Origin of the sequence: Cellulosilyticum sp. ST5 (assembly GCF_046529625.1) — a bacterium.
Taxonomy (GTDB): Bacteria; Bacillota; Clostridia; order Lachnospirales; family Cellulosilyticaceae; genus Cellulosilyticum; species Cellulosilyticum lentocellum.
Map to the genome: position 1 here is coordinate 4,173,519 of NZ_CP132338.1, position 14,804 is coordinate 4,188,322.

Here is a 14,804-nt window from a genome sequence, read left to right on the forward strand (position 1 = left end):
CGAGATACTAAAATAATCTTTAATAACATGCAGAAATTAGGTATCTTAGTAGCAGTTGTTTTAATAATTGCCATTTTTATATGTATAGGTATTTTGATGTGATAGTAAATTAAAAGGGCACTTTTAGTATCTAGCAAGTTCTTGTCATACAACTGCTACTTTAAATATAGAAGAAACTTGAATGTATAGAAAGATTTCTATTAGATACTTTATAAGAAAGGACCAGACGCATTTAAAGTTAAATTGAATTAAAATACAGCATATGAGGAGGAAGTTATGATAAAAATTAGCACTAGAAAAAAAAGATTAAGTAGCTTATTAGTGACGGCAATGGTCTTATCACAAATACAAGTTAATGGTATAGCAGCACCAGTTACAACAGATAGATTCTTTAATGATGTTAAAGAAAATGTTTGGTATAGTGAGGCCGTTAATAAATGGGGCCAAAGTAATATTATAGCAGGCTATGAGGATGGTAGCTTTAGACCTCAGAAAGAAGTTACAAGAGCAGAACTTGCGGCTGTGATTGACCGTATATTTGCATTAGAAGACACTACAAATTCTAAAAGTTATAAAGATGTGGACCAAGCTAAATGGTATCAAGCAGCTATTGACCATATCAGCTCCGCAGGCATAATGAATGATGCTGGTGAAAACTTTAATCCTAATGAACCTGCTACTCGTGAAGAGTTAGCCTATGCTTTTTCTAAAGCTTATAAATTATCAGGTACTAATAACAAAGAATTTAAAGACCAAGAAGCTATATCTGACTGGGCAACAGAAGCAGTAAATGCTTTGATAGGAAACGGATATATGGTAGGTATGCCTGATGGCAACTTTGCACCAAAGGCGCATTTAACTAGAGCAGAAATGATAGTAGTCATTGACCGCTTAACATCTACTATTATAAAAGAAGCGGGTACTTATAAAGAAAGCATAGATGGCAACTTAGTTGTAAATACAAAGGATGTTATCCTTAAAGACATGACCATATCAGGGAACTTATATTTAGCAGAAGGTATAGGCACAGGAGATATAACTCTAGACAATATTACAGTAAAAGGGACTATATTTGTTGAAGGAGGAGGAGAAAACTCTGTTAAGCTTAACAATGTAAGTTTAGCTCATGCTATGGATATAGAAGTTATAAAACCAGTTAGAATAGTTAATAAGGGTAAAAAGATATCTGTTAAGTTAAGAAATCACTCAAAAGTGATTTTAGAAGGAGACTTTTCAGAGATTACGGTACCATATAATGTAATATTAAAATTAAATAGTTCACTAATAGCAGATAAGCTAATAACCTTACCTAATACGACACAAGACAAAAATGCCGATATGGCTACTATTGAAATGGTAAAAGGCTCTGTAATTCAGTTACTAGTAGCTGATGGTGCTGTGAAAATATTAGGACAAGGTGAAATCAAACAATTAAATGAAAATGTAACAGGTGTAAAAACAGAAGTAACGCCTATCAAAGTAGTGACAGCGTCAGGAGTTCAATCCAGTATTCATACAAATACTTCTAGTGGAAGTAGTTCTTCAGGTGATAGTTCATCAGGAGAAAATGAGCCAGATACAGGAGATACTGTAGATCAAACAAAATGGAAGCTAGCTTGGAGTGATGAATTTAATGGCAATCAAGTAGACACTACTAAATGGACTTATAACAATGGTTTTTTAAATTTAAATGAAGAAAAGCAAGTTTATCAATCAGAGAATGCAACTGTAGGCAATGGCAAGCTTACTATAACAGCTAAAAAAGAAGATACAATAATTGATGGTGTGACTCATAAGTATACATCAGCTCGTATGGTTTCAAAAGGACGATATGCTCAAAAGTATGGGAAAGTAGAAGTGAGGGCAAAGTTGCCACTAGGAAAATCATTATGGCCAGCTATTTGGATGCTCCCTGAAAATGATGAATACACAGGATGGCCTAGCTCAGGTGAAATTGACATTATGGAAAGTAGAGGTAGTGTTCCTAATCAAGTTTGGGGAACCTTACATTATGGAGAAAAGAAACCAGATAACTCTCAATCAGGGAGTAGTTATACCTTCCCAGAAGGCGAAAGCATTAATGGTTTCCATACCTATGGCATAGAATGGCAACCAGGTGAAATAAGATGGTATGTAGATGGTAAACTTTATCAAACCCAAGATAACTGGTTTACAACAGATCCAGAAACAGGAGAAAGATATGCTTTCCCAGCACCATTTGATAAAGAATTCCATATGATTCTAAACTTAGCATTAGGTGGCTGGTATGATGGTGTAGGCACTAATCTAGAAGTAGACGACTCTATTTTTGATGGTGGTAAAGAATATGCTATGGAAGTAGATTATGTACGTTTCTATGAAAGTATAGATGGAAAATATCCAGAAGCCGTAGACCCTGACTCTAAAATACCTGATCTTCCAGGAGATGCAAGAAAGCCACTTACAGATGGTAATTTGATTTATGACAATACTTACACAGCGTATGGTATACAAGATAATCAAGAAGGAAATTTGGATTTTGGGGAAGGTTGGAACCTGCTTTATAAGGATAGTTTTGGAGGAGATGCAGTAGCAGCAGTTGAACCAGTAAATGGTATGCCATTTGCAAAGATTACAGTTAAAGATCCAGGTAATCAAGATTATTCTATTCAAATGATTCAACATACAACACTAGGCAGAGGTAGAACTTATAAATTATCTTTTGATGCAAAGGCGGAAAGTAATAGAGATATTCATTTTAAAGTCGGTGGTGGAGAAGCAAGAGGCTATGCTGTATACTCTGACAGTTATTCTGAAACTTTAAGTACTGAGGTAAAACACATAGAAAAAACATTTACTATGAAAAATAATACTGATATTGCAGCACGTTTTGAATTTAATCTTGGACTTGATGCGAATGATGTATGGATTGGTAATGTTAAGCTAGAAGAAGTTGAAAGTGAACCAGCTGTAGAAGACTTTAATCAACCTAAAGTGCCGCTTAAAAATGGTAGCCTTATTTATAATGGTACATTCGATAAAGGTAAACTAGATAGGCTTACCTACTGGAATTTAGAAGTTAAAAATGGTGGAGCTGCAACCATGAGTGTTCCAGAATCTACACGTGATTTACATATCAAAATTAACCAGGGAGGCTCTGATTTAAGTAATATTACCCTTGATCAAAGAGGGTTAAAACTTGGTGAAAATGCTAGCTATACGGTAGTTTTTAAAGGAAAGGCACAAACACCACAATCCTTAAAAGTAAAACTTCTAGGAGAAGATGGGCAAACGATTTACGCAGAGAAGATAGTGGACTTAACAACTGAAAAGCAGAAATATGAATTTGTATTACAAGGACAAGGTGCTAGTACTAATACAGGTAGATTAGTATTTGAAATGGGTGGTGTGGATCAGACGAATATTGTATTAGATGAGATTAGTATCGTAGAAACTAGACAAGATTTTTCAAATGTTAATATATTCCCATTAAAAAATGGTGACTTTTCAAATGGGTTAGCAAACTGGAATGGACTTTTCATAGAAGGTGGAAAAGGAGAAGTTACTTTTGATGGTGAGGCAAAATTCTCAATTACTGATTTAGGAGCTAATCCATGGAGCGTTATGCTTGCACAAAACAATGTACCATTTTCAGCTGGTGTTAAATATGTAATTTCCTTTGAAGCATCATCAGAACTTCCAAGAGATATGGTAGTTAAAACAGAAGAAGAAGGTACTTGGAGAGCGTTCTTTGAAAAGAATGTAACTTTAACTCCAGAAAAGCAGAAATATAGCTTTGAATATACTATGCCGGCAGATGGAGATAAGGACCTAGGTCTTAAATTTTTAATAGGAACTACACCAGGTGCACCAGAAGGAGAACATATAGTTACTATTGATAATATCGTATGTGAAGTAAAAGATGGTTTGCAGCTAAAATCAGAGATAAAAAATGGGCAATTCAACAATGAATTAAACAACTGGAGTACTTATATTGCTAGTGATGCAGGTGCAAAGGCTGATATAACAGTAGTAGATAAAGCTTTACAAGTGGATATTAGTGACTTAGGTCAAAATCCCTGGGAAATACAAATTTCTCAAAAAGGCATTAAGCTTGAGAAAGGAAAGACTTATCAAATAGGTTTTAAAGCTAAAAGTGAAGCTGCAACAAAGTTAAAAGTAAGTGTAGGACATGAAGCAGAAGATTATTCATATACGAATTATTTATCAAGTGATCAGTTCTTTGATATGACAGAAACAGAGAATCAATATGCCTTTAAATTTACAATGACTAATGAGACAGATGCAAATGCAAAAATATCATTAGATGCAGGAAAACAAGAGGGAGCAGTCCCTACTACTATTAACCTAGATGATATTTACTTAACAGAAGTTCCTGGAGAGGAAAATGAAGAAGAAGGTGGGGAAGATACACCAACATCAATCATTAACCTTTTACAAAATGGGGATTTTGAGAACCAAGAAGATTTCAAATGGAATAACTGGAAAGCAGGAACTGCTGAAGCTACGTTTATTCATAACGGAGGTGTCCAAGTAGATATTGATAATAGTGGTGCAGATACATGGCAGATTACTTTAGAACAATCAGGTATTTCAGTTAAAAAAGGAAAGGCCTATGGTGTAAAATTTGATGCTAATGTTACTACAGCATCTAGTTTGCGTATTGCTCTTCAAGATACATCAAGTAGTGAATATATAGGAGAATATGCTCCAACTATTAATTTACAAGAAGGTAATAACACCTATGAATATGAATTTACTGTAACAAAAGAAGATGCATCTAATCTAAGCTTTAAATTCCAAATGGGCTATGACCAGTGGACTGCAGCATATCATAATGGCAAAAATCAAATCACACTTGATAATGTTATACTTTACGAAAAACCAGCAGAAGAAAGTGGTGAGTTAGTAGTGACATTGGATGACCTTATATTAGTAGAAAAAGGTACTACTACTAATATCCTTCAAGATGGAGACTTTAGTTCACAAGGTGATTGGGTGACAGGGGGACCGAATGTAACATTTGATTTTGCTATAGGTGCAGCTGAAGCAACGATTACCAATGAGGGGACAAATCCTTGGGATGTTATTATTTTCCAACCTGACATTGCTTTAGAAAAGGGTAAGGCTTATTCCCTTTCTTTTAAAGGAAAGGCTAATCGAGATAAGAAGATTAGAATGTTGACATCTAATGCTAGTTATGCAGAGTATTTTTTTAATGATTTTGAATTAACAAACGATTTTAAAGATTTTACTTATGAATTCGTAGTAGGATTAGATACAAGCTCGGCGTTAGAATTCAAGATTTTTATGGGTGGAGGTATTAGCTAGAAGTTAGGCAGAAGAAAGAATAGAAGATAATAGTTAATTCAAATGGAACGAATTGAAAAGGTTTATTCCTACTTAAAAGATGACTTCTATATCGTTTAGAAGTCATCTTTTATATCATGTAATATAGAATTAGAGAGTATAAACTTCTAACATGATTGGTACTTTAAAGTAATTAGAATAAAATATAAGGAGTTAAAGATATGTTTGATCACATGAATAGATTTATCATAGAAGATTACACCAATAGCCCTTCTTTTGCTAGCTTTTTGCCAGGAATTAGCGGCATTATGGGAATACCTATTTGGTGTTTTTACGTTAATAGAGGTCAAGGAATCTCAAGCTTTGGGGTGAGGGATAAAAATCACTCTATTATGGAGTTTCATGCTGCTCAACAAGCTTATCAAAATGTAAGTACAGTCGGGTTTAGAACTTTTCTTAAAGTAGATGGGAAATACTATGAACCATTTTATAATGAATATACCAAAGAAGAAGGCGTAGAGAGAGTCATGTATATTGGCTCTAATGAGATGGAAGTAGATGAAAAGAACCCTATGGAAGGTATTCAAATTAATGCTCTGTATTATACTCTACCAAATGAAGACATTGGAGGCTTAGTACGTCAAGTAACTCTTAAAAATATTAGTAAAAAAACCCTTCAAGTAGAATTCTTAGATGGTATGCCACAAGTAATTCCATATGGTGTAGATTTAAGCTCCATGAAGATGATGGGACAAACTGTTAAAGCATGGATGCAAGTTCAAAATGTAGAAGAAAAAGTTCCATTTTACTCAGTACGCGCAAGTCTGGAAGACTCTGCTGTTGTTAAGGAGGTTAAAGGAGGACATTTCTACTTCACAATGACTGAAAAAGGTGAGTTATTACCAGCAATAGTGGATAGTGAAGTAGTCTTTATGCAAAACACTTCTCTTACTAGACCACTAGGCTTTATCACAAAAGATAGAGCAGCTTTTCTTAGCGAAAAACAAATTTGTCAAAATGCACTTCCATGTGGTTTCTTTAGTGGCAGGATGACGTTGAAGCCAGGAGAAACATATACTTTCTATAGTTTAATAGGGCAAGTAGAAAATAAGATGCAGCTTAAAAAGTTCCAAAGTAAGGTAACCGGAAGCAGTTACTTTGAAAACAAATACCAAGAAGCTAAAGCTCTTACAGAAGAGATTTGCAAGGTGATAGAGACTAAGACAGCTTCACAAGTATTTGATGCTTATTGTAAACAAACTTATCTGGATAATGTTCTTCGTGGTGGTATGCCTTTAAAATTAGGCGAAGAAAATATTTATCACGTTTATTCTCGTAAGCATGGCGATACAGAAAGAGATTACAACTTCTTTAGCATGAGTCCGGAGTTCTACTCACAAGGCAATGCTAACTTTAGAGATGTGAATCAAAATAGACGCTGTGACATTTATTTTGCAGACTTTGTAAAAGACTATAACATTAAGACATTCTATAACCTGATTCAATTAGATGGTTATAACCCGCTAAATGTACAAGGAGTTAACTATACATTAACTGAAGAAAATCAAATAAATATTTTAAAAGTATTAGGAGAAAATGAGCTGCTTAAAGAGCTTCTTTCAAAAGCTTTTACACCAGGTAGCGTACTAAAAGCCCTTACAGATAACAATATAACATTACAAGTTTCAAGAGAGCTATTTATCTCAGAACTTATGAAGGTATCAGAGCCTCATATCCAAGCAGTATTCGGTGAGGGTTACTGGACTGATCACTGGACTTATAATCTAGATCTAATTGAAAGCTATTTAGGCATTTATCCAGAAGCAGAAAAAGCCTTGCTTTTTGAAGACCACACCTATACATACTTTGAAAGTGCTGCAACAGTAAGGCCAAGAAGTGAGCGCTACGTCCTAACAGAAAATGGGGTTAGACAGTACAATGCTATAGATCATCATGTGAAAGCAGGTGTTACGCATCAGACAGCCAGAGAAAAGAATGGCAAAGGTGACACTTATACTTCAAACTTGTTTGAGAAAATGATGATCCTAGCCACTAATAAATTTGCTACGCTAGATCCTTATGGCATGGGGATTGAGATGGAAGGTGGCAAACCAGGTTGGTATGATGCTTTAAATGGTCTCCCAGGTATCTTTGGTTCCTCCATGGCAGAAACCTATGAACTTTATCGTATGATAGAATTTATGAAAAAAGCGATTAAAGCTTATCCTGAAAAGGTGACTTTACCAGTAGAAATGACTACTTTTATTAAAGGAATTCAAGAAGCACTTGTCAGTTATAAAGGTGAAAAAATTACAGAACTTGAATACTGGGATCAAGTAAATCAAGTGAAAGAAACTTATAGAGCAGCTATTTTATGGGGAATTGAAGGAGAAAAACAAACACTAAGTTCCACTGAGATAGAAGCTATTCTAACATCATGGCTGGAAAAATTACAAGAAGGCACCCAAAAAGCCATGGCTTATGGAGAAGGCCTATGTCCAACGTACTTTAGTTATGAAGTAAAAGCGTATGACAAGGAAGGAGATGTGATTATACCACGTCAGTTCCAAGTTATTTGTATGCCTTACTTTTTAGAAGGGCCTGTAAGATACCTCAAAGTAGAAGAAGGTAAAAAGGTAGCTAAAGCACTACATGAAAAAGTAAAAGCAAGTGAATTTTATGATGCAAAGCTTAAGATGTATAAAGTGAATGCACCATTAAAAGAAGCTTCTTTTGAAGTGGGACGTGCCAAAGCCTTTACACCAGGTTGGTTAGAAAATGAATCTATCTGGCTACACATGGAATATAAGTACTTACTCGAACTGCTTAGAGCCGGTTTATATGAAGCCTATTTTGAGTCACTTCGACATACACTAGTACCATTTCTTGATCCAAAGGTATATGGTAGAAGCATTTTAGAGAATTCATCCTTCATTGCAAGTAGTGCCAACCCTAATGAAAAAATTCATGGTAGAGGTTTTGTAGCTAGATTAAGTGGGTCTACAGCAGAGTTTCTTCATATGTGGCAAATCATGATGTTGGGTGAAGAACCCTTTAAAATGGAAAAAGGTGAGTTAACATTAAGCTTTACACCATCACTGCCAGCTTATTTGATAGGAGAAGATAAAATAGTTAAATGTCAGTTCTTAGGTGATATAGAAGTGGTTTATCATTTAACACAAAAGAAAGATGTCATACCAGGTAAAGCTCAAGTGATGCATATCACTCTTACTTACAAAGATGGTAGCAAGAAAGTAGCCAAAAGTAAGGTGATAGGTAGAATGGCTGAAGACGTAAGAAATCATCAAGTGAGTAGTATACATATAGAATTAAGCGTATAAAAAATAAAGATACAATAAAGTAATAGCTTTAATAGACGTATTAAAGGTATCAATCAATTATTGAAACAAACGGCGAAACATGATAAAAAAACTCCCCTTGTTATAAGCGCATTGAGTATTTAAACGCTTACTATAAGGGGAGTTTTTACTTGCTTATGCTTAAAAGATAAACATTATTTTTTAGTAAAAAGCCATTTTTGATCTTCACCATTTTGGAAAGGCCAAATATGTGCTAGAGCACCTTGAGAAGTACTTCCAGACTGAATAGAGAGGGCTTTACCAGATGCTTTATTCAATATTTTGCAGTAGCTTCCCTCAGTATAATAAATTTCCCATAGTTGATCAGGTGTATTATTATCTGAGCGTTGTTCAACAAGTGCACCATCATAAGTAGCAGAACTGCGGACAGAGAGTAACCTGCCACTTGCAACATTTTTGATTTTATAGGTATTAGAACCTGTACTAATTAATTGCCACTGTTGATTAGTACCATTCCCAAGTCCCCACTGTTGGACATTAGCATTTTGATAAGTACCAGCACCATCTAAAGCCATTTGACTTCTTTTATTTGCTATAGTGTAGGTACCATTAGAAAAGATGTTTGAAGTAGGAGGAGTACTGTTACTAGGAGTGAATTTAACCCAGTCATAATAAGCATTAAGATTAGTTGCACCGTTATAAGCACCTAACCAGTCATTAACCTGTGAAGTACCAGGCCAAATATTCATCATGATTTTTCCTGGAGTTGAAGGAATATTAGTAGTAGCAGTATACACTGCTCTACCATCTACATACCAGGTAATGGAATTAGGTTTCCAGTCAAAAGCATAAGTATGAAAACTAGTAGAAGCATCAAAACCTAAAGAATATACATACTCATGATTACCTACGCCGTTCGTATAATAATTAAATTGAACGATATTTGTATTTTTTCCTAGGAACTCTATATCAATTTCATCCCACTGTGTGCCATATGAAGGCCCAGTATATGTAAAGAAAGATGAAACAATACCAGAATTTTTAGCTGGTTTCATACGCACTTCATAGAGTCCATAGCCATACTTTTGAGATGTAGATATTTCCCCACCGGCATAACCACCATTAGAATCTGATAAAATAGATAACTGAGCAAAACCGTTTTGACTACGTACAGCATTGGAGCGCCAAGTACAATTAAACATGCCACCATTACTCCAACCATTGGATACTTGAAACTGATTAAGGGAATTAAAGTCATCAAAGAAACTGGAAGCTGCAAAAAGAGGTTTAGGTATTAAGAAGGCTAGAAGAAAAGAAAAAATAATTACTACAAATAATAAAGACTTACTAAATGTTTTTTGCATAAAATCACCTCTATAATTTATTATACAATCTATTATAGAGGTGATTTTGACTAAACATAGTGGAAAAAAGTATGATTTTATATAAAAATATTACTATTTTATAAAAATTCTGCATATTATTATAAACATTTTGTATAAATGGCAAGATTGATAGGAAAAAATAGTAATCATCTAATGACCAGCTGCTTCTAAAAGTCTATTTTTAATAAACAATCCAGATTCAGATAAATCGTCATCAGTCCAATTTCCTCTTGAAGTCGTAAGTGGTTTTAAAAGAGAGGCAGTTTCTTTTTTATCACAAAGACTCCAGTTTACCCAGCTTACATTATGTTCATTGAGTAGGTCCATCCAGATGTTAGATTGCTCTTCATTGAAGCCAGTATTACCAGAGGCATCACAGGTACCAAATTCAGATACGAATATGGGTAGCTTATATTTAGTAATACAATCCACTAAGCGCTGACGTAATGAGTCACGATGTGTATCAGCATAGAAGTGGAGTGCATACATAATATTTTCACCCTCCAATGGATTTTGGGCAGCTAAATGAATATCTTGGCTCCAAGTAGGTGTACCAGCAATGATAATACCTTGCTTATCAATGGCACGAATAGTTGCAATAAGTGTCTCGCAGTAAGGTTTAACTTCATTGTCCCATGTTACATCTGCACCATTTGGTTCATTACAGAGCTCATAAATAATATTAGGATAATTTTGATATTCAGCTGAAATCTCGCTAAAAAATCTAATAGCTTCATCCTTATGTGCATTAGGATTACCATCGCTTAAGCAGTGCCAATCTACAATGACATAGAGGCCGGCTTTAGTAGCAAGGTCAATGCCTTCTCGCATTAAGGTTTCTAAGCCATTCATATTTCCTAAGTAGCCAGAATCACTATCAGTATACATTGCCAGACGAATAACATTTGCTTTCCAGTCATCACGTAGCGTATTAAAACAACCTTCATTTACAAAAGCAGGAAACCATTGTAGGCCATGAGTGCTGACACCACGAAGTTGAAAAGGTTCTTGATTTTCATCTACTATGTAAGTTTCCTTTACATTAAGTCTTCCATGCATACCTACAGGTGTATTAGGATCAAAGGTAGGAGCAGGTTTAGGTTCGGGAAGAGAGATGCTAGGGGTGGATACTGGGGTAGGAGAATTAGAAGCCTCTTCAGTGGTTGGATCAACTATCTCTAATGCAGTTGAGGGAGTTGAACTAGAAGGCGTAGAAGCTATTTCATTATTTGTGGACATTGAACAGCTGACCATAAATGGGCAAAGTATAAGTAATACAAAAAGATATTTTTTAAAATCCTTTAACATAAATAATCACATCCTCTATTATAAATGATTTAAAATTTATAATTATATGATAACATTTTCGGCCAAATTAGTGTAAATTTAATTAAATGTGATAATTATTTATATTTAAATAGTAATTTTGTCATATATATAATAAAATTCAGTTAAAAGCATTAGGGGGGATAGTATGATCAAGATTATAAATAAGGAAGCGTTGGATGAATTATCAGAGGTATTAGGAAAAGGAATTTATGAGGGTTATACCGTAGAAAGAATACAGAGGGAAGCACCAGATTTTCACTTTTATTTAAAGGAAAATCATGAAGTGCTGGCCTGCTGTTCCATTTGGATACATACAAACATGATAGATGAAAAAGGAGTAAGGGCAGGAGCTATTGGTCACTTTGAGGCGTGTAATGAAGACTCGGCTAAAATAGTTTTAATGGAAGCCTGCAATAAGCTTAAGGAAGTAGGAGAAGCCTATGTAATTGGCCCTATTGATGGAAGTACATGGAATAGTTATCGATTAGTGACACATAGTGATGGTTCAATGCCCTTTTTAATGGAACCTAAATATAAACCAGGCTATAGTCAGTGGTTAGAAAACGTAGGGTTCAAGCCTACCTATCAATATTTTTCTACTAAAGAAACTATAAAAAGCATAGTCAAAGACACTAAAAAAGACAGTCAAAATGAAATAACTGAAAGCAAGCTAGAGCAAAGTGAAATAGAATCAATTGAGTTAGATCAAAGTATAAATGGAAATCAAGAGCTACTTGAAATCAAACCCATTAAGTTAGCCCAGTTAGAAGAAGCTTTAGATAAAATCTATGAAATTAGCATCCAAAGTTTTAAGAGTAACTTATTTTATAAGCCTATAGAAAGAGAAGCTTTTAAAGCTATGTATCGAGGCTATCAGCAATTTTTAGTAGAGGAACTGGTTTTAATTGCAGAAAAGGCTGGTAGACCAGTGGGCTTTATTTTTGCAGTACCTAACTACTTTGATCAGACAAGAAGGTCTGTCATCATTAAAACCATTGCTGTACTTCCTGAATATCAACAAGAAGGCATAGGGAAGAAGCTTTATCAGGAAATTACTAATAAAGCTTTAAATTTAGGATTTACAGAGTTTATTACAGCACTCATTTATAAAGGGAATCACTCACAAAAACTTTGTGAAAGCGCAAAGATGATGAGAGAGTATACTTTGTTTAGAAAGGAACTAAAGGTATAACTCCTACTATATATATAAGAAGGGTAAATTTATTATGATTCATCCCAAAAAGGAAATTATTAATATTAACAAATAGTATTAAAATGAAAAAAAGTATTGACTAGCCCTTTACAATAAAATAAAATTTCTTTATATTCAAAAAACATAAATTAGGGGGTTAAGATGGATAAGAAGTATTTTTGGAAGGAGATTGTACCTAAAAAAATTAAGAATCATATAAATACAGGGGGAGGCATGGGGATTTTTTCTTGTATAGTAACAGCAATTATGGCTATTGTTATAGAACCTTATATGATGGTTGATGCTATTTTAGTACTGGTACTGGCATTAGGAATTTTAATAGGAAAAAGTAGAGTATGTGCTATTGTTATTTTAATCTATTATATCTTTGGTCAAGTTACACTATTGCTGGAGGGAATGGTGAAAATGCCTAATGTAGCAATGATTGTAGTTTTTGTTATGGCATATATAAGTGCTATTAGAGGTACCTTTGCTTACCATAAACTAAAAAAGCAATATATTGAAAATCCTGAATCTATAAATGTTAACTAAGATAGAATAATTCAATTAAAATAAGTGGCTCTAGCACGTTTCTATGTTAGGGCCATTTAATTTAATATAGTAAAAAGAAAAGTTAATATAAGAGTATATCTCTAGTTTATAGTAAAGGCCATAGGCATAAATAAAGTAAAAGGATATACTCTATTTATAAAGGGGGGAAATAATGAATTTAGTAAAAATTCTTGAGCAAACAGCGTTAGATAGAGGCGCTTGTCCTGCCTTCATCGAGAAGAAAGAAATGCTAGATTACAACACTTTTTTAGAACGAGCTGGAAAAGTAGCCACAGTTTTAAAGTCAGAGGGTATTCAAAAAGGTGATCAGATTTTACTTCTAGAGCCAATTTCTACGAGGCTGTATCTTTTTCTAGTGGCGCTTTGGAGCCTTGGAGCAACAGTAGTTATTTTTGATCCATCAGCAGGTAGAGCTCACATAGAAAAGTGCTTAACAAGAGTAGAGTTAAAAGCTTTTATTGGTATGAGGAAAGCTATGCTTTTAAAATGCATCCTTCCTAGCCTAAGAAGGATCCCCAAAACTTTAACGGTAGACCGTCTATTAAAACAAAGTGAGAAAGTAGAAGCTGAAGGCTATGTAGAACCTTTGGAGGATGAGGCTCCAGCACTAATTACTTTTACAAGTGGTAGTACCAATATTCCGAAAGCTATTATAAGAACGCATTACTTTTTAATAAAACAGTATGAAGTTCTAAATCAAACTATGGATTATCAAGAAGACGACATAGACCTTGCTACCATGCCGGTATTTACCTTAGCTAATCTAGCAAAGGGTATTACAACAGTTATTCCAGACGATAGCTTTAGTGACATTTCAAAGCTAAATGCCAGACGCTTAATACAACAGATCAAGAAGCAGCATATTACTAGATTATCTTCCTCACCAACAGTAGCTCTTTTACTAGCAGAAGCAGCGAAGGAAACAGATGATTTAGCATCTATTAGAAGATTAAATATAGGGGGAGGTCCCATTTTTCCCAATATGTTACCAGTTCTAAAACAGGGCTTTAAAGCAGCTGCTATTACTATTGTTTATGGTTCTTCAGAAGCAGAACCTATTAGTGAACTTGATAGCACTCAGCTAACAGAAGATATACTTAATCAAATGAAACAAGGAAAGGGTCTATTTGTAGGCAAGCCAGTAAATGCAGTTACTTGTCAGTTAGTAAAGGGAAGTAAGCTTAAGTCGCAAATGACAGAAGAAGAACTAACGGCTACCTTTTGTAAAATCAATGAACCAGGGGAAATTATCGTCACCGGTGAGCATGTTTTAAAGACTTATTTACATGGTATAGGGGATGAGGAGAATAAGATAAAAACACCTAGGGCAATATGGCATAGAACAGGAGACTTAGGGTGTTTAGATGAGAGTGGCAATCTATGGTTACTTGGAAGAGCTATGGCAACTACTAAGAGAGAAGCACATACGCTATATCCTTTTGCTATTGAATGCGAAGTTTGTGTCCACTATAACGTTCCAAGAGCAGCTTATTTGTTTCATAAGGGAAAACATTTGTTAATTATAGAAGAGCCACAAGAAGGAGCAGGATTGAAAGTAGAAGATAAAGCATATATCAAAGAAAAATATCAATTAGATGAGGTAATAACATTAAAGCAAATTCCCTTAGATACGAGACATCGAGCAAAAGTAGAGTACGGAAAGCTTATTAAGTTAATAGAAAAAATTGGCTAACT

General features: G+C 34.5%; 7 protein-coding genes. 5 read left to right on the forward strand and 2 right to left on the reverse strand.

Annotation, left to right across the window (positions count from 1 at the left end):
- Nucleotides 1-276 precede the first annotated feature (276 nt).
- Nucleotides 277-5,331, forward strand: a complete 5,055-nt coding sequence (locus tag QTL86_RS20225) for a carbohydrate binding domain-containing protein (protein ID WP_410495898.1) — start codon at nt 277-279, stop codon at nt 5,329-5,331.
- A 200-nt stretch (nt 5,332-5,531) separates the two neighbouring features.
- Nucleotides 5,532-8,651 (forward strand): hypothetical protein, encoded by a 3,120-nt coding sequence (locus QTL86_RS20230; protein WP_410495899.1) that lies wholly within the window; start codon nt 5,532-5,534, stop codon nt 8,649-8,651.
- A gap of 173 nt (nt 8,652-8,824) precedes the next feature.
- Here the strand turns inward: QTL86_RS20230 and bglS are convergent, their stop codons facing one another.
- Both bglS and QTL86_RS20240 read right to left on the reverse strand, forming a co-directional pair.
- A complete protein-coding gene (gene bglS, locus QTL86_RS20235) occupies nt 8,825-9,994 on the reverse strand; it encodes a beta-glucanase (RefSeq protein WP_190283448.1) in 1,170 nt (389 codons plus the stop codon).
- 171 nt (nt 9,995-10,165) lie between these two features.
- Nucleotides 10,166-11,323: a glycoside hydrolase family 5 protein gene (locus QTL86_RS20240; RefSeq protein ID WP_127064795.1), complete on the reverse strand. Its 1,158-nt coding sequence runs from the start codon at nt 11,321-11,323 to the stop codon at nt 10,166-10,168.
- Between the two features lie 166 nt (nt 11,324-11,489).
- Between QTL86_RS20240 and QTL86_RS20245 the strand changes: the two genes are divergently transcribed.
- The 3 genes from QTL86_RS20245 (at nt 11,490) to QTL86_RS20255 (ending at nt 14,802) form a co-directional block, all read left to right on the forward strand.
- Nucleotides 11,490-12,536 carry a GNAT family N-acetyltransferase gene (locus QTL86_RS20245; protein ID WP_127064794.1) on the forward strand — a complete coding sequence of 349 codons (1,047 nt, stop codon included), beginning with the start codon at nt 11,490-11,492 and terminating at the stop codon, nt 12,534-12,536.
- Nucleotides 12,537-12,698: 162 nt separating this feature from the next.
- Nucleotides 12,699-13,088, forward strand: coding sequence for a hypothetical protein (locus QTL86_RS20250; protein WP_127064793.1), 390 nt, complete (start codon nt 12,699-12,701; stop codon nt 13,086-13,088).
- A gap of 172 nt (nt 13,089-13,260) precedes the next feature.
- Nucleotides 13,261-14,802: an AMP-binding protein gene (locus QTL86_RS20255; RefSeq protein ID WP_127064792.1), complete on the forward strand. Its 1,542-nt coding sequence runs from the start codon at nt 13,261-13,263 to the stop codon at nt 14,800-14,802.
- Nucleotides 14,803-14,804 lie beyond the last annotated feature (2 nt).